We start from the raw sequence: 21,430 nt of genomic DNA on the forward strand, positions 1-21,430 counted from the left end.
ACGCCTGCGCGGACCGATCCGCGACGGCCGTCGGGCACCACGCTGACCCGTGACGGACGGGAGGCGCGGTGCCCGCCGGCACCGCGCCTCCCGTCCGTGACGCGGTCGTGGGCGGATCAGCCCGTGTTCTGCAGACCGGCCGCGACCCCGTTGACGGTGAGCAGGAGCAGGCGGTGGTCGCCGTCCGTCGGGTCGGTGCTGCCGGAGGTCCGGATCGCCCGCAGGGCGCGCAGCTGCAGGTGCGACAGCGCGTCGACGTACGGGCTGCGCAGCCGCACGGCACGCGCGAGCACCGGACGGTCCTCGAGCACGTCGCTCCCGCCGGAGACCCGCAGCACCCAGTCGCGGGTGCGGAGCATCTCGTCGAGCACCTTGGCGGCCAGGTCGTCGCGGTCGGCGAGCTCGAGGTAGCGGCGGGCGATCTGCTCGTCGGTCTTCGCGAGCGACATCTCGACGTTCTTGATCATCGCGCCGAACAGCGGCCACTCCGCGTACGCGGCGCGCAGGGCATCGACGTCGCCGACGGCCTCGAGCGCGGAGCCGAGGCCGTACCACCCGGCGAGGTTGATGCGTGCCTGCGTCCACGAGAACACCCACGGGATCGCTCGGAGGTCCTCGAGCGACTCCACGCTCAGGCCGCGTCGGGCCGGGCGGGAGCCGAGCGGCAGGAGTCCGATCTCCTCCATCGGGGTGACGCGGGCGAACCACGGCGCGAAGCCGTCCGCCTTGACCAGGTCGTAGAACGCGCGGCGCGAGACGTCGTCGAGCTGCTGCGCGAGGTCGGCGAAGCGGGTCGCCGCGACGGCCGTGCGCTCCTCGTTCGACGGCGACGACGCGAACAGCGTCGCCGAGGCCATCTGCTCGAGGTGCCGTGCCGCGATGTCCTGGTCGCCGTACTGGGCGAAGATGACCTCGCCCTGCTCGGTGAGCTTGAGCCGCCCGTCGATCGACCCCGGCGGCTGTGCGAGGACCGCCTCGTTCGCCGGGCCACCACCGCGGCCGAGCGATCCGCCGCGGCCGTGGAACAGCGTCAGCTCGACGTCCTGCTCGCGCGCCCAGTCGGCGATCCGTGCTTGAGCGTCGTAGAGCGCCAGGTTCGCCGAGACCGGGCCGACGTCCTTCGACGAGTCGGAGTAGCCGAGCATGACCTCGAGCCGACGCCCGGTCGCCGCGAGCCGCCGCTGGAAGGGCTCGGTGCGCACGGCCTCGTCGAGGATGTCGACGCTCGCGTGCAGGTCGGCGAAGGTCTCGAACAACGGGATGACGTCGAGCACCGGGGCCGCGTCACCGCAGGCGGCACGGGCGAGCTCGTGCACGTTCGCCAGGTCGGCGGCCGACTGCGTGAAGGAGACGATGTAGCGGTGCGCGGCACGGACGCCGTAGCGCTGCTGCAGGTCCGCGACGGTGCGGAACACCGCGAGGACCTCCTCCGTGGTCTCGCTCAGCTCGCCGCCGGCCCGGATCTCCGCCAGGGCGTTCCGGTGCACCTGCGAGTGCTGACGGACCTCGAGCTCGGCGAGGTGGAACCCGAAGGTCTCGACCTGCCAGACGAGGTTCTGCAGGTCGCCGTTCGCGGTCCGGACGGCACCGGCGGCGACGAGCGACGCCTGGATCACCCGGAGGTCGGCGAGCAGTTCCTCGGGGTCGCCGTACGCCAGGCCCTCCTGGCCGCGGCGCGTCGCGCGGATGCGGGCGGCGACGAAGAGCAGTGCGCGACGGTGCGTCTCGTTCGGGGCACGGACGCCGATCCGCTCGGCGATGCCCGGGTCGAGCTGCTCCTGCGCTGCGACGAGGGCCTGCAGTCCGGCGTCCGCGGGGGTCTCGGCGGCGTCGAGCGTCAGTGCCGAGCCGATGCGGGTGGCTGCGCGGGAGAGGCCGAGCAGGATGTGCTCGGCGGCGATGTCGGCGGCCTGCTTGGTGACGCCGGCGGTGACGTGCGGGTTGCCGTCGCGGTCGCCGCCGATCCAGGTGCCGAAGCGCACGAAGGCCGGTGCGGTCACCGGGACCCGACCGGCGTCGTCGCCGAGCAGCCGGTCGTCGAGCAGGCGGTAGACCTGCGGCACGATCTCGAACAGGGTCTGGTCGAACACGCTCATCGCCGTGCGGACCTCGTCGAGCGGGGTCGGCCGGGTCGTGCGCAGCGGTGAGGTGCGCAGGAGCGTGGTGATCTCCTCGAGCAGCCGCCGCTCGTTCTCGGCGCGGGCGGTGGCGTTGCGGGAGCGGTCGCGCTCGTCGATGAGGTCGGTGATGCGCCGGACGGCCGTGGTGACCGCGCGACGGCGGGCCTCGGTCGGGTGGGCGGTGAGCACCGGGTGGAACCGCAGGTCGGCCAGGCGCGCGGCGGCCTCGTCGGCGCCGACCTGCTCGACGAGCGAGGCGTACGTCGCGGGGAACGAGTCGCCGGGCAGGCCGCCGTCGTCGCCCCGGGCACGGAGGACGCGCACGCGGTGGTGCTCCTCGGCCAGGTTCGTCAGGTGGAAGTACGTCGTGAACGCCTGGGCGACGGCCTCGGCCCGCTCGGCGGACATGCCGGCCACGATCGCCTCGGCACGGGCGGCGCCCTCGGCGTCGGAGCCCTCGTAGGCGTCGATGACGGCGGCGCGCAGGCTCTCGACGTCGTGCAGCAGCTCGTCACCCCCGGTCTCCCGCAGCACCCGCCCGAGCAGGTTGCCGAGGTACCGGACGTCCGCGCGCAGGTCGCTGTCGACCGCGCCGCTGACGTCGTCCCGTGCGCGCCCGTGGCGCGTCGATCCGTCGATCGCCGTCATGGGTTCCTCTCACGTTGCGCCGGGACCGCGTCCCGGGTCCCCAGCACTGTACCGGCGGACGCGGGCACGTGACGACGACCGTCCGGACGGACCGCGGACCGCCCAGGGCACGGCCCGCCAGCGCGCCGACGGACGCGGCGGTGGACGCGCCGGCGGTCGATCTGCCCCGTCGTGCCCGGAGCCCGATCAGGCGGGGAGCACCGGCACGGTCAGGCGGGGAGCAGCGGCACGGTCCGACCATCGCCCGCCGTCGGGCGACGCACCGAGGCCACGAGCGCCCGGTCGAGGCCTGCGGCCAGCTCCACCTCGGCGAGCACGGCCTCGCGCTCGGCGTCCGACCACGGGGCCGCGTCGAGCTGGGCCCGGTAGGTGTCCTCGAAGGCGGCGGGGTCGGCCACCTGGTCGAAGATCGTGAAGAGCACGCCGTTCGTGTCGAACCCGAACCGGTCCTCGAGCATCCGGGCCAGGGTGGGGCCGCCCGTCAGGTCCCCGAGGTACCGCGTGTAGTGGTGCGCGACGAACGCCCCGGGCGAGGTCGCCGCGACGGCGCACAGGCGACGGACGTACGCGGTGGTCGCCGCGGTCGGACAGCAGAGCTCGGACCAGTCCGGACCGACGAGGTACTCGAGGTCGGCGCGGATCGCGGGCATCCGGGTGAGCTGCGTCGTGACGAACGGTGCGGCGACCGGGTGGTCCGCCATCCGCTCGGCGGCACGCTCGAGGGCGTCGTACACGACGGCGTACTGGCCGAGCAGGTCGGCGTAGTCGGCGACGTCGCACTCCCCCGCGAGCAGGTCGTGGGCACCGCCGGTCCACACGGCCGGGTCCGCAGCGGTGCGGGAGCGCCGGCGCAGGAGCTCGGAGAACGGCGTCACGGTCGGACTCATGAGGTGAGGCTAACCTCAGTAGCTGGCAAGGTCGAGCACCGGAAGAGGAATCCCAGGATGAGTCCCAAGCGCACCCAGCACGTCTTCGTCGTCGACCGCACGGAGCACCTGTCCCCGCACATGGTGCGCGTCCACCTCGGTGGTCCGGCCTTCCGGGACTTCGTCGACGGGGCCGACCCGGACCGCCTCGCCGCCACGGACAAGTACGTCAAGCTCCTGCTCGCGCCGCCGTCGAGCGGCCTGACCCCGCCGTACGACCTCGAGGCGCTGCGCGAGACCCTGCCGAAGCACCAGCGGCCGGCGCGCCGCACCTACACGGTCCGGTCCGTCGACCACACCGCAGAGACCATCGCGATCGACTTCGTGCTGCACGACGACCACGGGCACGACGACCACGGGCGAGACGACCACCGGCCCGAGGACGGGCCCGGCGACCGGGGCCTCGCCGGCCCGTGGGCCGCCGCCGCACAGCCCGGCGACCTGCTCGCCCTGTCCGGGCCCGGCGGCGGGTACGCGCCGTCGACGGACCCGACCGTCACCCACGTACTCCTCGGCGACGACAGCGCGCTGCCCGCGATCGGCGCGGCCCTCGCCGCGATGCCCGACGACGCCCGCGGCGTCGCGCTCGTCGAGGTCGGCGGCGCAGCCGACGAGCAGCCGCTCGAGCACCCGGACGGGGTCGACCTGCGGTGGCTGCACCGCGACGCCACCGGCGCCGAGCCGGGCGCGCTGCTGGTGGCCGCCGCTCGGGCGCTGCCCCGTGCCTCCCGACCGGTGCAGGTCTTCGCGCACGGCGAGCGGACCGCGGTGAAGGCGCTCCGCCGCGTGCTGCAGGACGAGTGGTGCCTCGAGAAGGCGGAGATGTCCCTGTCCGCGTACTGGGCGCTCGGACGGGCCGAGGACCGGTTCCAGGAGGAGAAGCGCGAGCCGGTCGGCGTGATCTTCGCGGACTGAGCGACCCCGCTCCGTGCGTCGGCCGGGAGGCCCGGTGCGCGTCGGTGGCGCACGCTAGCGTCCGCCGGGTGGTCACCCCTCCTGCCGTCCTCGCCTGCTGCGTCCCCGGTTGCGACGCGCCGTCCGCGGACGGCTTCGCCGCCGTCCTGCCGCTCTGCGGCGGACACGTGACCCTGGTCGCCGAGGTCGCGGCGGAGCACGTCGGAACGGAGGACGCGCTGCCGGGCCCGTGCCCGGTCTGCGGGTCGCGCGTGGGCGTGCGCTGGCCGAGCGCCGTGCTGTGCGGGACGTGCGAGTGGCGGTGGGGCGACGTGCCGGACGGCGAACTGCCACCGCCGCGCGTCGACGTCGTCTACTACCTGCGGCAGCGCGACGACTTCGGCGACCGGGTGAAGATCGGCACGACCGCGAACCCGCGGCGACGGCTCGCAGCGGTGCCGCACCAGGAGCTCCTGGCGTTCGAACGCGGCGACCGGTCCGTCGAGCGACGACGGCACACGGCCTTCGCGGACGACCGGTTCCCGGGGACGGAGTGGTTCCGGACCACGCCGGCACTGCTCGAGCACGTCGCGCGGGTCGCCGCGGGCGTGGACGACCCGTGGGCGCTGCACGCCCGGTGGACGAGCGAGGCACTGGCGCTGCGCGGCTGAGGCCGGCTCCCGGTCCCTGCACGGCAGGGACCGGCTCCCGTTCCCTGCGCGGACGTGTGCCGTGCGCGACGCGGGTCGTGGAGGTGCCGCGCGGAGGTGCCGCGCAGCACCTCGGGTCAGGCCGCTGCGGCCGTCGCGCGCTGCCGGTCGGCTGCCGGGTCGTCCCGCAGGAACCGGTCGGCGGTGCGCAGGGACAGCGCCATGATCGTGAGCGCGGGGTTCGCGATGACGGCACTCGGGAACACCGAGTTGTCGCAGACCCACAGGTTCGGCACGTCCCACGACCGACCCGCCGGGTCGACGACGGACGACCCGGCGTCGGAACCCATGCGTGCCGTGCCGATCGTGTGGGCGGTGCGTTCGAGCACCCGGACGTCGGTCCCGCCGGCGGCCTCGACGATGGCGGTCATCGTGCGGACGGCGTGGGCGCGGATCGCGTCCTCGTTCGAACCCGGTGAGAACGTCACACGGGCCCGCGGCACGCCGTGCTCGTCGAGGTCGTCGGAGAGCACGAGCCGGTTGTCGTCGTACGGCAGGCACTCGGCGTTGATGCCGACGCCGGCCGTCCGCGGGTAGTCGCGCATGGCCTTGACGAGCTCGGCACCGCGCAGCCCCCCGCCGCGGACCAGGGTGGTCGCGAAGGTCAGCGGCTGGACGCCGAGGCTCTGGATCAGGTACCCACCGGCGAAGTCGGCGTCCGCGGGCCGGACGAAGTCCTCGGTGATGATCGACGACGGGTAGCCGCGGTACGACCGCATCGACTCGTCGAAGGTCGCCCACACCTGGGTCGCCCCGTGCGCCGTGAAGTTCCGACCGACCTGGCCGCTGCTGTTGGCCAGCCCGGTGTGCAGGAGCAGACGCGGCGTCTCCACCCCGCCCGCGGCCAGCACGAGGGACCGGCACCGCTGGCGGCGCTCACGGCCGTCGCGCGTGTAGAGCACGGCGCACACCCTGCCGTCGGCGTCGAGCTCGATGCCGTGCACGAACGACTCCGGACGGATCTCCGCGCCGAAGGCGACGGCGGCGGGCAGGTAGGTCGTGTCCATCGACACCTTCGCCCCGTTGCGGCAGCCCTGGTGGCACGACCCGCAGGACACGCACGCCTGACGCAGCCCGTGGTGCTCCTGCACCCGGTCCTCGGTGGTCAGGGCGACCGGTGCGTCCGTCGCGGTGATGCCGAGCGCCGCGGTGCCGCGCATCATCATGTCCGACGAGGCGTTCCGCGCGGGCGGACCCATCCGGTACCGGCGGTCCGGGTCCCACGGGTAGTGCGCGGGGCCGGCGACGCCGACCTCGTGCTCGACGCGCTCGATGTACGCGGTGAGCTCGGCGTGGTCGATCGGCCAGTCCTCGCCCTGCCCGCTCTCGGTGCGCAGACGGAGGTCGTGCGTGCTCGGGCGCGGGGTGAAGGCGCCCCAGTGCAGGGTGGAGCCGCCGACGCCGGTCCCGCTGTTGTTCGGACCGAAGGCGGTCGGAGCGGCACCACCGCTGATGCGTTCGTCCATCCAGTTGATGTCCACCGGTGCCTCGACCTCGTCGGGCGTGTGGTCGCCGGGCTCGGTGTTCCGACCGGCCTCGAACGCGACGACGCTCAGGCCCTCGCGGGCGAGGCGAGCGGTCAGCGGGGCGCCGCCGGCACCCGTCCCGACGACGACGACGTCGACGACCTCGTCGTCCTGGTGGTGGCGCTGTGCGTCGAGTCTCATCGTCCTGCTCCCTCGGGTTCCCACGCTTCCCGCTGCCCGGCTCCGAGCAGCTGGAAGCCCTGCTTCCGGACGCCGTCGCCACCGTTGGCGAAGCCGTCGTAGTCGATCTCGGACATCGTGGCGGGGTGGGCGAGCCACTGCTTCACGAGGTCCACGCTGGCGTCCTCGAACCAGACGCGCAGCTGTTCCGCCCCGAGCGGGCCGTCCGACCGGTACCGGCCGGCGGCGACGTCCTCGAGCACCGCGGGCAGGTCGCCGGAACCGACCGTCGCGAGCACGTCCAGCGCACCACGGTAGGCGTCGGCGTCCTCCGGCATCCCCTCGGGGCGCCATCCGTCGCCCTGCCCGGCGGCGAGCTGACGGTCGACACGGAGCGCGACGTCCACCTCTCCCGGCCCTGCCTGCGGGACGACGATCCGAGCCACCGCCCGGAGCACGTCGAGCTGCTGCGGGGACAGGGCCTCCGGCGTCGCGGCGGGGTCGTCGGGCAGCGCACGCACCGCGAGCACGCCCCGGGTCCGAGCACTCACCCGCGGCGAGGCGATCACCCGGGCCTGGTCGGCGGGGACGACCGGTCCGTGGGCGACACGCCGCTCCCAGAAGCTGCGCACGAGCGCGGCGACCTCCTGCGGGCGCTCCCACGGCAGCAGGTGCGCGGCGCCAGGTACCTCGTGCAGCTCGGCGGCGGGCCAGTGCGGCATCGTGAGGCGACGCTGCGCTCCGGCCGCCAGGTCGCCGTCCTCGGCGCCGGCGAGCACGAGCGCCGGGACGGGGTTCGGCTCGGCCGTCGTCGACCAGTCCTCCCGACTACCGCGGAGCAGCCAGTCGCGCCAGGCGCGCGGGTCGGTGCGGCGCACGTCCTGCACGGCCTGCTCGTGCCGGTCCGGGGGCAGCACGTCGGCGGTGTTCGCGTCGACGAACTCCGCCGCGTGGTCCGGCTCGATCGGCCCGTCCGCGGCCCACGAGAGCATCGCGTCGCGGCGGTCCTCGTCCATCGGCTCGGGAGCGAGGGGCGAGGCGGCGAGGAGGACGACGGCGCGGAGTCCGAACAGGCCGTTCGCGCCCGAGACCGTGCGGTCGGCGACGACCGTCGCGACCTTGCCACCCATCGAGTGACCCACGATCGCCCACTCGGTGGCGCCGCTCGCCCCGATCGCCCGCTCGACGAGCACGGCCATCTCCTCGACGGTCGTGCCACCGGAGGCGGGGCTCCGCCCGAAGCCCGGCAGGTCGATGCCGACGAGGTCGAGGGTGCCGGCGAGCTCGGAGCGGAGGAGGGCGAACTCCTCCGAGCTCGAGCCCAGCGCGTGCAGGCAGAAGGCGGTCGCTGTCATCCTTCGTTCCTACCGTCCGGATCGCGCGGGACCCAGGCTCCTGTACCCCTGCGACGTACCCCGACGGGCGGTGTCAGGAGGACGTGCGCGGTTCGTAGACCGAGAGGAGCATCGCGGCACCCAGGCGAGCCACCCGTGCGGGCTGCGCCGACCGCTGCACGGCGGACTCCACCCGGGCACCCTCGACGAGCAACGAGAGTGCCTGCGCCACGTGCGACGGCACGCCGGCACGCGCGCAGAGCTGCGTCAGGTGTGCCTCGACGTCGGCGAAGTGCGCTCGCGCGAGCTCGGCGATCGCCGGGTCGGTGCGCCCGAGTTCCGCGTGCCCGTTGATGAACGCGCAGCCGCGCCAGCCCTCGTCGGCGAAGCACTGCTCCAGGTACCCGAACACCCCGAGGACCTCGTCCCGCGGATCGTCGGCGTCCCGAGCGATGCCGTCGAGTGCCCGTCGCCACGCGCCGTGCCAGCGCTGGAGCACGGCGATGACGAGCTCCCGCTTCGACGGGTACGCGGCAGTGAGCTCGTCGCGCGTGAGTCCGGCCTCGTCCGCGACGTCGTCGAGCGTCACCGGGGTGACGCCGTGCCGTGTGAACAGGGTGTCCGCCGCGGTCGACGCCCGGCGTTGTGTCGGGGACTCACGGACGGTGGGGGTCAGGGTGAGGAGGGTCATGTGCCTTCTGCAGGGTCGGGACCGCGGGTGGCGCGAGCCTACTGGCCCGACACGCGAGCGGCGTCGAGGGCCTCGGCGAGCAGGGCTCGCATGTCGATCGGCTGCGTCGGTGCGTCGGCGGCGGCCGACCGTCGGACCGGCAGCACGGTGTCGGCGACCGAGTGGTCCGCCCCGGGCAGCGCGCGGGTCCCGCGGGAGAGCCGCGACCCGCGGATGCCGAGTTCGTTGCGCGGGATGCTCATGCGGACAGTCCCAGCAGGATCGCTGCGGACGCGGCGACGGTCACCGAGAGCAGACCGGTCGACACCGCGGCGATCTGGAGGCCACGCTGTCGGCGGGCCTCCACCACCTCGGCGAACCGCGGGGTCGTGCGACCGATCCCGGCGGCGCGGGCGGTGGTGGGTCCGGTGTCCAGGTCGGTGGCGATGATGGTCACGGTCGTCGTCCTCGGGTCTCCGGGGGGCCGGCCGATCCGGCACCCGTCCACCGAGGACGCTAGGAGACCGCGGCGCCGGGCGGACGCCGACCGGGCGACGACGACGAAAGACGGACGTCCGGCAGTCCTCGTCCGACGATCTCCGGACATCCCTGCTGTGCGGACCACGTCGTCCACCCCCGGACCGGGGACACCGGTGTCCGGACAGCGCCGCGTCCGGCGGACAGAATGCACGGGACCCATGAACCCGATCACGCCGCCACGCATCGACGTCGAGACCCAGAGCTCCGACCTCGACGAAGCCCGCGACTTCCTCGCGACCGCCTACGCGGGGAACGAGTGGAGCGCCGACGCGACCGGACAGCCGTTCGCGTTCCGCTACTCGGCGGTGGGGGACGCCGCGATGTCGCTGCGGTCGATCCGCTTCGACGGCCACCTCGAGGGCGTCATGACGCCGTCCGACGACTTCGTGGTGCAGTGGACGACCCGCGGCACCGCTGCGATCGGGTCGGGAGACGCCCGGATCGTGATGGAGCCCGGTCGACCGCAGCTCTGGCCGCAGCAGGGCGCCGCGTTCTCGTACGACGACTACGACCAGCGCATCGTCCAGGTCAACCGGAGCGCCCTCGAGGAGGTCGCCGGTGAACGCGGGACCGCGCCCGGGCAGCTCGTGCTCGACCACACCGTCCGACCGGACGAGCGGGGGATGCGCGTCTGGCGGAGCAGCGTCCAGCTCATCTCGCACACCGTCCTCGACCGCCGTGCCTCCCCGCTGCTGCAGGCCGAGATGGGTCGGCTCGGGGCGCTGGCACTGCTGGAGCTGTACCCGATCGTCAGCGCCTCGCTGCCGGACGAGCTGCTGCTCCCCCGCAACGCGCACGTCCGACGAGCCGTCGAGTACGTCCACGAGCACGCGCACCTGCCGATCACGAGCACCGACCTGGCGCGGGTCGCGTCACTCAGTCTCCGCGCCCTCCAGACGGCGTTCCAGCGGACCTTCGAGCTCTCGCCGAACGCGTACATCCGACAGGTCCGGCTCGACCGCGTGCGCGAGGCGCTGCTCGCCGGCGACCCGGCGACGACGAACATCGCCGAGGTCGCGCGCGAGTGGGGGTTCGCCCACGCGGGCCGCTTCTCCGCGACCTACCAGCAGCGCCACGGCGAGTACCCGCGTCAGACCCTGCGCCGATCCGGCCGTCAGCGCGCGTAGGCGTCGACGAAGAGCGCTCCGCGGAGGTCCCGCAGGGTGTCGACGAGCCGCTCGATCGTGCGCCCGGAGATGCCGGACACCTCGAGGTCGTACGGACCGAGCGCCGGCAGGCGGCCGGTGCGGATCCGTACGACCTCCCACCCGACGGCGCGGACGGCACGGTCCTTCCGCCGGTCGGTCTCCTGCCGGGGTCCGACGTGCTCGAGCCCGTGTCGGCCCGTGCTGTCGTACTCGATCGCGACGCGCAGCTCCGGGAGCACGATGTCCGGCCAGGCCTCGACGTGGTCGAAGAACGGGCGGTCGAGCCGGATGGCCGTGTGGTCGAACGTGAAGGCGAACCGGTCGCGCAGCGCCTGCCGCAGGTCGGCCTCGACCGCCGACGCCGGCGCGGGGGCGCACACGCTCGTGAAGGAGTCACCCGACGGGACCCTCGGGGTCTTCGGGCAGATCGACCGCGGGACCGGCTGCGACGACCGTGCACCGCTCGCCCGTGTCGAGCGTGCGCCCGACCGTCCCGCAGCACGAGCCCCCGATCGGGACGACGCCACCGCACCGGTCGGCACCCGGCCCACGCCGGGGACCGGGCCTCGCCCCGGAGCCGACGGGAGCGTCCGGCGGCCGCTGACCCGCTCCGCCCGCTGCGGCGGCGGGATCGCTGCCGGCCAGTCCTCGGGGAGCACCGGCCACCGCTGCGGTGCCGCCTGCAGGTGGCACTCGGGGCACCAGACGGACCGTCGGCGCTCCCGCCCGGGTCGCGACCGCTGCTCGGCAGGCGTTGCGACGAAGACGTGACCGACGTCGCACTCCCACGTCAGCAGCACCTCGGCCGCGGGCGGCACCTGCGTGAGCACCACGCCGTGGTTCCACTCCGGGTGGTACTGCCGCACGAGCACCGGGTACGACGCCCACGCCGAGCGGAACTCGCCGACGGCGTACGGTACGGCGGTGCCCCGCGACCACTGTCGCCGTCGCCACCACGCGTCCACCGGTTCGACCACGCCGTCACCGTAGGGAGCACCTCCGACACCGCGACTGCCGAGCCGTCGGGCGCCCGGGCCGGGTCAGCCGTCGAGCGCGTTCCGGACGTACCCGACGACCGCGTTCGCGTGCCCGTGGCCGAACCCGTGCTCGTCCTTCAGCCAGGCCACCACCTCCGCGTGCCGGTGCCCGTCCAGCTGCTCGGCGACCAGGTCGAGCCAGTCCTGCACGGGGCGCCCGTAGGTCCGCTCGATGCTCGGGAAGTACGAGGCGGGGCCCTTCGGCTTCGACCCGTCCTCCGGCGGCTCCGGAGCGGTCACGCGGCGTGTCGTCATGGCCGCCAGGGTAGCCGTGGTCGCAGGACGTGCGGACGCCGGCGCCGCCGCCGTGGCCTCAGCGGAACCCGTCGTCCCGCCGGCTGCGGTGCAGGGTGTCGCTCGGGTGCTCGCCGAAGCGGTCGGCGTACGCGGCGGCGAACCGACCGAGGTGCGCCCACTGCCACCGGCGCGCGACGTCGGCCACCAGGAGGTCCCCGCCGGACGTCTCGAGCTCCCGTCGGGCACCGTCGAGCCGCTCCGCCCGGAGCCTGGCCATCGGCGACTCCCCGAACCGACGGTGCATCGCGTTCTGCAGTCCCCGCTCGCTGATCCCGACGGCGTCCGCGATGTCCCGGAGCGTGACCGGCTGGTCGGCGTGCGCGCGGATCCACTCCGCTGCGCGCGCGGCGGAGCCACGGCCGGTCGGCGCGACGGCCGGCAGGACCGGGAAGGCCGCCACGACGGCGTCGGCGATCTCCGCGTTGATCGTCTGTCGGACGGCGTCGGCGAGCGCGGCGTCCATGACCGGTCCACCGTGCGCACGGATCACGGCACGCAGGGCCCGCCGCGCGGACTCGTCCGGGGACTCCGGCGCGAGGACCACCGGCCCGGTCGGCAGGTGTCCCCTGCGCACGAGCGCGCGACGGAGCACGCGGTCCGACAGGTGGACCATCGTGATCGTGCGGACGTCCGCCGTGAAGGCGTAGCGACGCGAGGCGGTGAGCAGGACCGGTGCACCCGGCTGCACGGCGAGCGGGTCGCCGCCGTCGAGGTCCTCGATGGTCGCACTGCCGTCCCCGATCCAGAAGACGATGTGCTCGTCGCGCGGCTGCATGACGCCGGCCCGCGTGCCCTGGACCTCGGCCCGGCGGACCGAGACCTCGGCGTCGCCCGCGCCGAGGTAGCGGAAGGTGTCGAGCGCGCTGTCGATCCCGCCGGCGGTCCCGTAGATCTCGTCGAGTTCGTCACCCCGGTGCTCGCTGACCGCCTCCACGCGGAAGCGTCGGAACGTGGGGTGCTCCGTCCCTCGTGCCTGCCCAGTCACGATCGCATGGTCTCAGGACCGGCGGCCGGTGTGCGCTTCCCGGACAGCGTGTCCCGGTGTCGGAGTCGCCGTCCGTGCACCTCCGGACGGCCGAGGGCGGACGGCGGACGGCGGAGCGTGCGGACGGGTCACCACCGGATGCGGGCGAACTCCTCGCGCAGTCGCCGCGCGCGACCGGGGTGCACCTGCTCGACCCAGCCGATCCGGCCGAGCAGGTGCGCGCGGAGGTCGGGGTGCCCGGCGCGGTCCTGCGATGCCGGGCCGTGGACGACGCAGTTGTGCAGGACGGCGTGCAGCCGGTCGACCTCACGGCGACCGGGCGACGGCCGCTCGTTGACGACGACCCCCGTGACCGACTGCCGGCTCCCCCGCCTCCGGACCCGGCTCTTGCGGGGGTTGAGCCGGTACCCCTGCTCGGTCACGATCCGCTCGACGCCGCGCAGGAAGGCGTCGGGTCGGGCGGCCAACCGGTGGTCGCCGCTGAAGGTCAGGTCGTCGGCGTAACGGGTGTACCGGGCACCGGTCGCTCCCGCCCAGCCGGCGAGGCGGGCGTCGAGGTGCCGCAGCGCCGTGTTGGCGAGGGCCGGCGACGAGGGCGCGCCCTGTGGCAGGTGGGCGACGGCGAGGGCCTCGCGCAGCGCGGCTCGTTCCTCGGGACTCCCGCCGGCGGGCATCGCGGTGAGGACGTGGGGCGGGACCCGGTGGGTGCAGAGCCCGGTCAGGACGTGCGCGAGCGGTTCCGCGTAGCCGGCGGACCGGAACACGCCGTAGACCGTCGGGGCGGTGACGCTGGCGAAGAACGTGGTCAGGTCGGCGCTGAGCACGACGTGCTGCCCGGTGTGCACCGCGGCGCCGGTGACGACGCTCCGTCCCGCCACGAACCCGTGGGCGGCGTCGTGCACCGGGAGCCGGACCAGCAGGCCGTCCAGGACGGTGCGCTGCGTCCGGCGGAGCAGGTCCATCGGCTTCTCGAGCAGGCGCGGTACCCGTCCGGGCCGGACCACCCACTCGTGCCGGACGTGGTGGAGCGGACTGCCCGCCGGGGCGTGCCGGTTCCACGCCCGGGTGTCGGCGAGCCAGAGCAGCCGACCGACGGTGACGTCGAGCGCCCGGGCGAGCTCCGGGAGCGTGTCGACGAGCAGCGGGCTCTCGGTTGCGGGGCGTGCGCGGACGGCGGTGACCGGACGGGCGAGCACGCGGACCGGACGCCGGGCCTCGCGGGAGCGGTGCAGGGCGGCGAGCCGGGGCGCCGCGGCGAGCACCCGGGCGAGCTGGCGGGGTGCGTCGACGGGCGGTCGCGGGTAGGTGTCGAGCGCCGCCCCGACGGCTCGTCCCACGTAGGCGCGGTCGACGCCGACCACGGCGTAGCCGGCGGCGGTCAGGTCGTCGACGGCCCACGAGTCGGCGGTGAGGAAGGCGTCGGCGAGCGCCGTCGCCACGACCTCGAGGGGCGTGGGGTTCCCGGAGGACCCGTCGGTGCCTCCGTGCGGCGTCGCGCGCGGAGCGCGCCGTCCCGCTCGGGGCGTGTCGTCCTGCTGGTCCTGCGTGCCCCGGGGTGACCCCGGAGAGGTCGACGCGTCGCGCGCGTCGGCCGCCTCCCCCGGGAACTCTACGCGGTCACCCTACGGTGTGCGACCGACGGACGGGAGGCGCGCGGCCGGACCGCCACGCGCCTCCCGTCCGGCTCCGGTCCCGCTAGCGACGTGGGCGGCCGAGCAGGACCGTGCCGACCACCGCGGCGATGCCCGCCCAGACGAGCGGACGCGTCACGCGGCGGCGCTTCGCCACCCAGCCGCCGTCGGTCGCGTTGTGGGCGTCGGCGGGCTCGTACAGGTTGCCGTCGCTCGGCACGCCCTTGCCCCGGAGCGCGAACGTCTCCACCATCGGCTTGGTGATCTTGTGGAACAGTCCCGGGAACACGTACTGCAGCGGCACGAGCGACGCCTGGATCCGCCCGACGAAGCGGTAGCGCTTCGGGTGCAGCGCGGCGCGGACGACGGCCCGACCGGCGCGCTCGACCGACACGGTGGGCGGCAGGGGGTGCGAGGTCTTGCCGGTGTAGTTCGCCCCGTTCTGGTAGATCGGGGTGTCGATCGTCGAGGGGAGCAGGGCGGTGAACCGGATCCCGGTGCCCGCGTACTCGTCGCCGAGGACGTCGACCAGACCGAGTGCGGCGTGCTTGCTCGTCACGTACGCCGACTGGTACGGCGCGGAGAGCAGCGACTGGATCGACCCGACGAGCACGTACGTCCCCGTGCCGCGCTGCTTCCAGTGCGGCAGCAGCGCGGAGATCGCGTGGAGGTGCCCGTACAGGTTCGTGTCGACGACGCGCTTGAACGCCTTCGTCGGGGTCTGCTCGAAGAGCCCGTAGACGAAGAGCGCCGCGTTGCCGACGAAGACGTCGATCCGGCCGAACCGTGCGGTGGTGGTGGCGACGAGGTCGCGCACGGCGTGCTCGTCGGCGACGTCGGTGGGGATCGCGACCGCCTCGGCGCCGAGTGACCGGCACTCGGCTGCGGCGGCCTCGAGGCTGTCGTGGCTGCGAGCGGCGAGCACGAGGGTGGCCCCTTGTCGGGCGAACTCGTGCGCCGCGGCCCTCCCGATGCCGCTCGATGCTCCGGTGACGACGACGATCTTCCCGCGGAACCGTTTGGTCATGACCTCGTTGCTACCCGCGACCGGCTGCGACGACGCCCAGGCCGGGTGCGGTCGCCCCACGGCTTCCCGGACGTGCCCGGGGGTGCGACGATGGGCGCATGCCGAAGGACGAGCTGACGGTCGAGGAGGCGACGGCGATCGCCGAGCACGCCCGGTCCGGGGCGCTCCCGCTCGAGGACCCCGAGGTCCGCCGCGTCGTCGAGCAGGCGAACCGGACGCTGGTCCGCGCGCAGATGTGGGGCGAGGACCGCAGCCCGAGGCTCCGCCGTCGTCGGCGGTGGCTCGCCGCGGGCGCGCTGGTGATGGTGCTCGTCTGGGTCGCCGGGCTGCTCGTCCCCCTCGCCTTCCGTCTCGGCCTCTGAGACCTGCGGTCGACCGTCGCGCGAGCGCAGGCGCGACGACCGATCGTCGTGTGAGCCGCGTCGCGTGAGCGCGGCTCAACACGCCCGGCCCTCGGAGTGGGGTTGCCCGGAACACCCCGTCCGGGTTGACTCGACCGCGTGACGAGCACCGCGGACCGCCCCTCGTCGACGCCGACGTGGACGATCAGCGTGCGCGACGACACCGGTCCGATCGTGCTCGGCGGCCTCCGGACGTCGTGGGCTCCGCTGGCGAAGCAGACCATCATCGCCGCGCTGATCGTCGGGGCTGCCGTGGGGAGCACCTTCTCCCCGTGGCTCGAGGTCACCGACGCCCCGCTGATGTGGAGCGGGGTCGCGATCGCCCTCCTCGGCCTGGTCTTCGCCGCCGTGGCCGTGCGCTCGTCCGCGGCGATGCGGGTCGAGCTGCTCGTCCCCGCGATCGACTTCTTCGCGGTCGGCTTCCTGCGCTTCGGCACCGGCGACGCCGCCTCGGTCTTCACCGCGATCGTGGTGCTGCCCGTGGTGTGGGTCGCCGCGAACCCCGGGCGACGGCACGTGGTGTGGCCGGTGCTCGGCACGACCGGCACGCTGCTGCTGTCCTACGCGATCTCCCCGACCGAACCGCGGCCGAGCGAGCTCGTGCGGCTGTTCATCGTCGTGTTCGTGTTCGGGGCGACGGCTGCCGTGACGAACGAGCTCGCGCGGCAGGCCGGCCTCCAGCTCGCCGCGGTGCAGCGCCGGCGTCGGGTGGCCGAGGGCGAGATCGACCGCGCGGCCCTCGTGCAGCAGTCGCTCCTGCCGACGACCGCCGCGGGGCTGCCCGGGGAGCTCCGCGCGGTGGGCGTGTGCATCCCCGCGCGGACGGTCGGCGGCGACTTCTACGACTGGTTCCCCACCCCCGGCGGCGCCGCCTTCACCCTCGGCGACGTGATGGGCAAGGGCGTCGGCGCGGGCATGATCGCCGCCGCCGTGCGCTCGCTCATCCGCAGCACCGTCGATGAGTCCGACCCCGCGGTCGCCGTCCGCCGCGCCGCGACCGGGCTCGCGACCGGGACGTCCGACCTGACCAGCGGACAGTTCACGACGTGCTTCCACGTGCGGGTCGACCGTGACGGGCACGCCCGGTGGGTGGACGCCGGGCACGGGCTGACGGTGCTTCGGAGCGCCGACGGCACCGTCCGCCCGCTGCGGTCGGCGCACCTGCCGATCGGTGTCGGCACGAGCTGGACCGCCGAGGACACCTCCCTCGAGCCCGGCGACGTCATCGTGGCCGTGAGCGACGGCGTGCTCGACCTGTTCGGCGGCGACCTCGACTCGCTCGACCGCTTCGAGGCGTGGGTGGCGGAGCGGGACCACCCGCAGCAGGTCGTCGACGGCATCGCCGAGCTCGCGCACGCCGACGAGCACCCCGACGACGTCACCGTGCTGTGCGTCGGCTACGTCCCCTGAGCGGACCGACCCCTCGTCGCGACCGCGGTCCGGCGCGCGTGTCCCTCGAAGTGTGGACTGGTCACCGGACCGATCACGGGGGATGATCGTGCGTCCCGTCCAGCGACGGGCACGAGGACAGGGATCCCCCGGATGCTGCACGACCACACGCCGACCGACGCCGCCCACACCGTCGACCGACGCCGCTTCCTGGCGCTCGGGCTGGGCAGCGCCGCAGCCACGACGGCCGCCGTCGGAGCGGCACTGACGCCGGACGACCACGCCGCGGCGGCCACCACGACGTCGTCCGGAGGGGTGCTCCTCGCCGCTGACGAGTTCGACGGCGCCGCCGGCAGCGCCCCGAACCCGGGGATCTGGCGGTTCGACACGGGCACCGGCGGGTGGGGGAACGCCGAGCTGCAGACCTACACCGACTCGCGACGGAACAGCGCGCTGGACGGCGCGGGCAACCTCGTCATCACCGCGCGACGCGAGGCCGACGGCACGTACACCTCCGCGCGGCTGAAGACCGAGGGCACCTTCACCGCGCAGTACGGCCGGATCGAGGCACGCATCCGGATCCCGCGCGGGCAGGGGATCTGGCCCGCGTTCTGGATGCTCGGCGCGGACATCGGGCAGGTCGGATGGCCGGCCTGCGGCGAGATCGACGTGATGGAGAACGTCGGGTACGAGCCCGGTGTCGTGCACGGCACCGTGCACGGACCCGGCTACTCGGGAGCGCAGGGGCTGTCGGCCGCTGCGACCCTGCCGAACGGTGCGGCCTGGGCGGACGCCCACCACGTCTTCGGGGTCGATTGGCGCCCGGGATCGGTCACGTGGCTCGTCGACGGCGTCGCGCAGCGCACGGTCACCCGGGCCGACGTGGGGACGTCGCCGTGGGTCTTCGACAAGCCGTTCTTCGTGCTGCTCAACGTCGCCGTGGGCGGCACCTGGCCCGGGTCGCCGGATGCGACCACGCGGTTCCCGCAGCAGATGCTCGTCGACTGGGTGCGGGTCTGGCAGCAGTCCTGACGGCGAACGGGACCCGCGGGGCGAGCCCGCCACGCTCCTCCCCTCCGTCCAGTGCTCAGCGCCTCGCGCGTGCCAGCAACCAGAGGTACGTCGCGTGGCCGACCAGCGCCAGGCCGAAGAACACCGCGGCGACCGCGTAGACGCGGTCGAGCTCGCCCTGGCCGATGACGAGCATCACGACGCAGAACACCACGGCCGCGGCGAGCACGCCGACCTGGATCGTCGACCAGATGCGGCGGAAGCGGGGCATGCCGGAGTCGTCCACGGCCCCATTCTGCCCGACCGGCGCGACGGACCCGGGTCGCCGCGGCCTACTTCTCCGGGTCGTGGCCCCAGTTCATGAGCGAGTACCGCCACTTCGAGTCGTGGGAGTCGCCCTTCGGTTCCTGCTTCGAGTGCCGCGCCACGTAGCCGACGACCTTCCGCATGTGGGCGTAGTCGTCGTCGGTGTAGTCGCCCTGCTTCTTCTCGAGGATGCGGACGATGTGCCGCCCGCTCTCGTGTCCGGTGGACTCGCCGCCGCCGTCGGACTTCTGTCCGACCTCCTTCGACTCGTCCGTGTCGAGCCACTTCCGCAGTTCGGACGCGGTCATGTTCACCGCGTCGGCGAAGTCGTCGCGCGTCTGCTTCTCGTCGTGCTGGTCGTCGCTCATGGCGGCCAGCGAACGCGCCGGGCCTGGGTGTCCACGCAGCGCTGCGTGTCCCCCGTTCCGGTGCGCTGATCGGACGCCGCTCCGCGTCCGTCCAGCACTGGTCGGGTTGTGTGTCCCCCGAACACCCCCACGACAGGAAGCGAGAGCAACATGCGCGCAGTGGTCTGGCACGGCATCGGGGACATCCGTCTCGACGAGGTCCCGGAGCCCACCATCCAGCACCCGGAGGATGCGATCGTCCGGATCACCCGCAGTGCGATCTGCGGCACGGACCTGCACTTCGTCCGCGGCACCATGGCACCGATGGAGGAGGGCACCATCCTCGGGCACGAGGCCGTCGGCGTCGTCACCCAGGTCGGTGACGCCGTCCGCGGGTTCAGCGCCGGGGACCGCGTCGTCATCAACTCGACGATCTCGTGCGGCGCGTGCCGGTACTGCCGGATGGGCAAGACCGCGCAGTGCGACGTCGCGAACCCGAACGGCCCGCAGGCCGGCACGAGCTTCTTCGGCGGCCCGCAGTCGACCGGGCCGGTGAACGGTCTGCAGGCGGAGTACGTGCGCGTGCCGTACGCCCGCAACACGATGCACCCGCTGCCCGAGAACGTGAGTGACGAGCAGGCGATCCTGCTCTCCGACATCTTCCCGACCGGCTGGTTCGGCGCCGAGCTCGCCGGGGTCACCCGCGGCGACGTCGTGGTCGTGTTCGGCGCCGGCATCGTCGGCCAGTTCGCCGCCGCCTCCGCCTACAAGCTCGGCGCAGCCCGCGTGATCGTCGTCGACGGCGAGGAGACCCGGCTCGCCGCGGCGCTCGCGCAGCACTGCGAGGTCGTCGACTACAACCGCGAGGACCCGGTGCAGGCGATCATGGACCTGACGAACGGCATCGGCGCGGACGCCGTGATCGACGCCGTCGGGGTCGACGCGGAGCGCCCGAAGCAGGGCCCCGCAGCGGTGTCCGACGAACAGGCCCAGCAGTTCGACGCCGAGGTGCAGCAGGTCGCGCCCGACGCCTCGCCGGACGGCTTCGGCGAGCAGCAGCAGTGGAAGCCCGGTGACGGCCCGTCGCAGGTCGCACAGTGGGCGGTCGCGTCGGTCGCGAAGTACGGCCGCATCGGCATCATCGGCGTCTACGGTCCGACCGCACAGTCGTACCCGATCGGCGAGGCGATGAACAAGAACCTGACGATCCGGATGGGCAACTGCGACCACCACTCGGTCACCCCGCCGCTCATCGACCTGGTGGCATCGGGGCAGTTCGACCCGACCGCGCTGATCACCGAGCACGAACCCATCGGCGACGCGATCGCCGCGTACGAGGCCTTCGACCGCCGCGAGCCCGGCTGGGTCAAGGTCGAACTGGAGGCGACACGATGACCACCGCACCGAGCGACCAGTACGCCTTCGGCGACCCGCGCAGCCGCTACCCCGACGTCTCTCCGGAGCCGCAGACCCAGGACGAGCCAGGCCTGCAGTCGCAGATGACCCCCGTCCCCGACCTCGGCGAGTCCAGCTACCGGGGCACGGGGCGCCTCGAGGGCCGGAAGGCCCTCATCACCGGAGCCGACTCGGGCATCGGCGCCGCCGTGGCGATCGCCTTCGCCCGCGAGGGGGCCGACGTCGTCCTGGCCTACCTGCCCGAGGAGCAGTCCGACGCCGACCACGTGATCGAGCAGATCGAGGCGGCCGGGCGGAAGGCGGTCGCGGTCCCCGGTGACCTGCGCGACAAGGCCTACGCGGGGCAGCTCGTCGAGCGCGCCGTCGCCGAGCTCGGGGGCATCGACGCGCTGGTCAGCGTCGCCGGCAAGCAGCGGTGGCAGCCCGACCTGCTCGACATCACCGACGACCAGTTCGAGGCGACGTTCGACGTCAACGTGTTCGGGCTCTTCCGCCTGGTGAAGGCAGCCCTGCCGCATCTGCAGCCGGGGTCGACGGTCACGACGACCGCGTCCATGGAGGCCTACCAGCCCGCGCCGGACCGCCTCGACTACGCGGCGTCGAAGGGCGCGATCAACAACTTCTCCAAGGGGTTGTCGCAGCTGCTCGTCGAGCGCGGCATCCGGGTCAACATCGTCGCCCCGGGTCCGACCTGGACCGTCCTGCAGCCGAGCGGCGGCGTCGACCCGGAGTCGCTGCCCGAGTTCGGCAGCAGCGAGTCGCCGATGGGCCGCGCCGCCCAGCCCGCCGAGCTCGCCCCGGCGTACGTGTTCCTCGCGTCGCAGGAGTCGAGCTTCGTGGCCGGCGAGACCCTCAACGTCAACGGGGGCATGGTCACGCCCTGACCCCGGACCGCCTCGGCTCGTGGAGCGGACACGCTGCTCCCCGAGCGGGAATGCCCGCGCAGC

The 21,430-nt window shown here is 73.9% G+C and carries 22 protein-coding genes; 8 read left to right on the plus strand and 14 right to left on the minus strand.

Annotation, left to right across the window (positions count from 1 at the left end):
- Positions 1 to 116: 116 nt before the first annotated feature.
- Both JOD95_RS02860 and JOD95_RS02865 read right to left on the minus strand, forming a co-directional pair.
- Positions 117 to 2,768 (minus strand): phosphoenolpyruvate carboxylase, encoded by a 2,652-nt coding sequence (locus JOD95_RS02860; protein WP_209682897.1) that lies wholly within the window; start codon positions 2,766 to 2,768, stop codon positions 117 to 119.
- Between the two features lie 209 nt (positions 2,769 to 2,977).
- Complete coding sequence (locus JOD95_RS02865) at positions 2,978 to 3,655, minus strand: heme oxygenase (biliverdin-producing) (RefSeq protein ID WP_066654006.1); 678 nt, start codon at positions 3,653 to 3,655, stop codon at positions 2,978 to 2,980.
- Positions 3,656 to 3,712: 57 nt separating this feature from the next.
- On the opposite strand from JOD95_RS02865, the gene JOD95_RS02870 reads away from it, so the two are divergent.
- Together JOD95_RS02870 and JOD95_RS02875 are read left to right on the plus strand one after the other, a co-directional pair.
- Positions 3,713 to 4,609, plus strand: coding sequence for a siderophore-interacting protein (locus tag JOD95_RS02870; RefSeq protein WP_209682899.1), 897 nt, complete (start codon positions 3,713 to 3,715; stop codon positions 4,607 to 4,609).
- A gap of 68 nt (positions 4,610 to 4,677) precedes the next feature.
- The gene (locus JOD95_RS02875; RefSeq protein WP_374191715.1) at positions 4,678 to 5,259 is read left to right on the plus strand and encodes a GIY-YIG nuclease family protein; all 582 of its coding nucleotides are present in this window, start codon (positions 4,678 to 4,680) and stop codon (positions 5,257 to 5,259) included.
- A gap of 116 nt (positions 5,260 to 5,375) precedes the next feature.
- Here the strand turns inward: JOD95_RS02875 and JOD95_RS02880 are convergent, their stop codons facing one another.
- The 5 genes from JOD95_RS02880 to JOD95_RS02900 all read right to left on the minus strand — a co-directional run bounded on the left by JOD95_RS02880 (position 5,376) and on the right by JOD95_RS02900 (position 9,405).
- The gene (locus JOD95_RS02880) at positions 5,376 to 6,965 is read right to left on the minus strand and encodes a GMC family oxidoreductase (protein WP_209682901.1); all 1,590 of its coding nucleotides are present in this window, start codon (positions 6,963 to 6,965) and stop codon (positions 5,376 to 5,378) included.
- Positions 6,962 to 8,299 (minus strand): alpha/beta fold hydrolase, encoded by a 1,338-nt coding sequence (locus JOD95_RS02885; protein ID WP_209682903.1) that lies wholly within the window; start codon positions 8,297 to 8,299, stop codon positions 6,962 to 6,964. The genes JOD95_RS02880 and JOD95_RS02885 overlap by 4 nt, the downstream gene beginning before the upstream one ends.
- Positions 8,300 to 8,372: 73 nt before the next feature.
- Positions 8,373 to 8,969, minus strand: coding sequence for a TetR/AcrR family transcriptional regulator (locus tag JOD95_RS02890; RefSeq protein WP_209682906.1), 597 nt, complete (start codon positions 8,967 to 8,969; stop codon positions 8,373 to 8,375).
- A gap of 38 nt (positions 8,970 to 9,007) precedes the next feature.
- Entirely contained in the window at positions 9,008 to 9,211 is a 204-nt protein-coding gene (locus JOD95_RS02895) for a hypothetical protein (RefSeq protein ID WP_066653993.1), read from the minus strand.
- On the minus strand, positions 9,208 to 9,405 hold the full coding sequence (locus JOD95_RS02900; RefSeq protein ID WP_066653991.1) for a hypothetical protein: 198 nt from the start codon (positions 9,403 to 9,405) through the stop codon (positions 9,208 to 9,210). Before JOD95_RS02900 ends, JOD95_RS02895 begins: the two co-directional genes overlap by 4 nt.
- Positions 9,406 to 9,646: 241 nt before the next feature.
- Here JOD95_RS02900 and JOD95_RS02905 point away from each other — a divergent pair, with 241 nt between their 5' ends.
- Positions 9,647 to 10,615 carry an AraC family transcriptional regulator gene (locus JOD95_RS02905; RefSeq protein ID WP_209682909.1) on the plus strand — a complete coding sequence of 323 codons (969 nt, stop codon included), beginning with the start codon at positions 9,647 to 9,649 and terminating at the stop codon, positions 10,613 to 10,615.
- Here JOD95_RS02905 and JOD95_RS02910 read toward each other — a convergent pair.
- From JOD95_RS02910 to JOD95_RS02930, 5 genes are all read right to left on the minus strand, one after another.
- Positions 10,603 to 11,613, minus strand: a complete 1,011-nt coding sequence (locus tag JOD95_RS02910) for a hypothetical protein (RefSeq protein WP_209682911.1) — start codon at positions 11,611 to 11,613, stop codon at positions 10,603 to 10,605. The two genes, JOD95_RS02905 and JOD95_RS02910, sit on opposite strands and share 13 nt — an antisense overlap.
- 63 nt (positions 11,614 to 11,676) lie before the next feature.
- Positions 11,677 to 11,928, minus strand: a complete 252-nt coding sequence (locus tag JOD95_RS02915) for a DUF4287 domain-containing protein (protein WP_066653985.1) — start codon at positions 11,926 to 11,928, stop codon at positions 11,677 to 11,679.
- Between the two features lie 58 nt (positions 11,929 to 11,986).
- Positions 11,987 to 12,955 carry a helix-turn-helix transcriptional regulator gene (locus JOD95_RS16815; RefSeq protein WP_144411287.1) on the minus strand — a complete coding sequence of 323 codons (969 nt, stop codon included), beginning with the start codon at positions 12,953 to 12,955 and terminating at the stop codon, positions 11,987 to 11,989.
- A gap of 128 nt (positions 12,956 to 13,083) precedes the next feature.
- Positions 13,084 to 14,394: a reverse transcriptase family protein gene (locus JOD95_RS16820; RefSeq protein ID WP_209682915.1), complete on the minus strand. Its 1,311-nt coding sequence runs from the start codon at positions 14,392 to 14,394 to the stop codon at positions 13,084 to 13,086.
- Positions 14,395 to 14,650: 256 nt separating this feature from the next.
- A complete protein-coding gene (locus JOD95_RS02930; RefSeq protein ID WP_066658122.1) occupies positions 14,651 to 15,613 on the minus strand; it encodes an SDR family oxidoreductase in 963 nt (320 codons plus the stop codon).
- A 98-nt stretch (positions 15,614 to 15,711) separates the two neighbouring features.
- Between JOD95_RS02930 and JOD95_RS02935 the strand changes: the two genes are divergently transcribed.
- From JOD95_RS02935 to JOD95_RS02945, 3 genes are all read left to right on the plus strand, one after another.
- On the plus strand, positions 15,712 to 15,975 hold the full coding sequence (locus JOD95_RS02935) for a hypothetical protein (RefSeq protein ID WP_066653980.1): 264 nt from the start codon (positions 15,712 to 15,714) through the stop codon (positions 15,973 to 15,975).
- A 138-nt stretch (positions 15,976 to 16,113) separates the two neighbouring features.
- Positions 16,114 to 17,424 (plus strand): PP2C family protein-serine/threonine phosphatase, encoded by a 1,311-nt coding sequence (locus tag JOD95_RS16595; protein ID WP_209682918.1) that lies wholly within the window; start codon positions 16,114 to 16,116, stop codon positions 17,422 to 17,424.
- 132 nt (positions 17,425 to 17,556) lie between these two features.
- Positions 17,557 to 18,435, plus strand: a complete 879-nt coding sequence (locus JOD95_RS02945; RefSeq protein WP_209682920.1) for a family 16 glycosylhydrolase — start codon at positions 17,557 to 17,559, stop codon at positions 18,433 to 18,435.
- A gap of 55 nt (positions 18,436 to 18,490) precedes the next feature.
- Here the strand turns inward: JOD95_RS02945 and JOD95_RS02950 are convergent, their stop codons facing one another.
- Positions 18,491 to 18,700 carry a hypothetical protein gene (locus JOD95_RS02950; protein ID WP_126892263.1) on the minus strand — a complete coding sequence of 70 codons (210 nt, stop codon included), beginning with the start codon at positions 18,698 to 18,700 and terminating at the stop codon, positions 18,491 to 18,493.
- Between the two features lie 46 nt (positions 18,701 to 18,746).
- Positions 18,747 to 19,088 carry a DUF3140 domain-containing protein gene (locus JOD95_RS02955; protein WP_066653974.1) on the minus strand — a complete coding sequence of 114 codons (342 nt, stop codon included), beginning with the start codon at positions 19,086 to 19,088 and terminating at the stop codon, positions 18,747 to 18,749.
- Between the two features lie 150 nt (positions 19,089 to 19,238).
- On the opposite strand from JOD95_RS02955, the gene JOD95_RS02960 reads away from it, so the two are divergent.
- Both JOD95_RS02960 and JOD95_RS02965 read left to right on the plus strand, forming a co-directional pair.
- Positions 19,239 to 20,462, plus strand: coding sequence for a zinc-dependent alcohol dehydrogenase (locus tag JOD95_RS02960; RefSeq protein ID WP_209682923.1), 1,224 nt, complete (start codon positions 19,239 to 19,241; stop codon positions 20,460 to 20,462).
- Positions 20,459 to 21,367: an SDR family oxidoreductase gene (locus JOD95_RS02965; protein WP_066653970.1), complete on the plus strand. Its 909-nt coding sequence runs from the start codon at positions 20,459 to 20,461 to the stop codon at positions 21,365 to 21,367. Before JOD95_RS02960 ends, JOD95_RS02965 begins: the two co-directional genes overlap by 4 nt.
- The last annotated feature ends 63 nt before the right edge of the window (positions 21,368 to 21,430 follow it).

Origin of the sequence: Curtobacterium sp. 1310 (genome assembly GCF_017834105.1) — a bacterium.
GTDB lineage: Bacteria > Actinomycetota > Actinomycetes > Actinomycetales > Microbacteriaceae > Curtobacterium.

Bases quoted from the DNA above. Each gene is read 5' to 3' on its own strand.
- JOD95_RS02930 (WP_066658122.1), bottom strand. From the start codon at position 15,613: ATGACCAAACGGTTCCGCGGGAAGATCGTCGTCGTCACCGGAGCATCG.
- JOD95_RS02945 (WP_209682920.1), top strand. From the start codon at position 17,557: ATGCTGCACGACCACACGCCGACCGACGCCGCCCACACCGTCGACCGA.
- JOD95_RS02955 (WP_066653974.1), bottom strand. From the start codon at position 19,088: ATGAGCGACGACCAGCACGACGAGAAGCAGACGCGCGACGACTTCGCC.
- JOD95_RS02915 (WP_066653985.1), bottom strand. From the start codon at position 11,928: ATGACGACACGCCGCGTGACCGCTCCGGAGCCGCCGGAGGACGGGTCG.
- JOD95_RS02870 (WP_209682899.1), top strand. From the start codon at position 3,713: ATGAGTCCCAAGCGCACCCAGCACGTCTTCGTCGTCGACCGCACGGAG.
- JOD95_RS02895 (WP_066653993.1), bottom strand. From the start codon at position 9,211: ATGAGCATCCCGCGCAACGAACTCGGCATCCGCGGGTCGCGGCTCTCC.
- JOD95_RS02935 (WP_066653980.1), top strand. From the start codon at position 15,712: ATGCCGAAGGACGAGCTGACGGTCGAGGAGGCGACGGCGATCGCCGAG.
- JOD95_RS02885 (WP_209682903.1), bottom strand. From the start codon at position 8,299: ATGACAGCGACCGCCTTCTGCCTGCACGCGCTGGGCTCGAGCTCGGAG.
- JOD95_RS02860 (WP_209682897.1), bottom strand. From the start codon at position 2,768: ATGACGGCGATCGACGGATCGACGCGCCACGGGCGCGCACGGGACGAC.
- JOD95_RS02965 (WP_066653970.1), top strand. From the start codon at position 20,459: ATGACCACCGCACCGAGCGACCAGTACGCCTTCGGCGACCCGCGCAGC.
- JOD95_RS02865 (WP_066654006.1), bottom strand. From the start codon at position 3,655: ATGAGTCCGACCGTGACGCCGTTCTCCGAGCTCCTGCGCCGGCGCTCC.
- JOD95_RS02890 (WP_209682906.1), bottom strand. From the start codon at position 8,969: ATGACCCTCCTCACCCTGACCCCCACCGTCCGTGAGTCCCCGACACAA.
- JOD95_RS02905 (WP_209682909.1), top strand. From the start codon at position 9,647: ATGAACCCGATCACGCCGCCACGCATCGACGTCGAGACCCAGAGCTCC.
- JOD95_RS02880 (WP_209682901.1), bottom strand. From the start codon at position 6,965: ATGAGACTCGACGCACAGCGCCACCACCAGGACGACGAGGTCGTCGAC.
- JOD95_RS02960 (WP_209682923.1), top strand. From the start codon at position 19,239: ATGCGCGCAGTGGTCTGGCACGGCATCGGGGACATCCGTCTCGACGAG.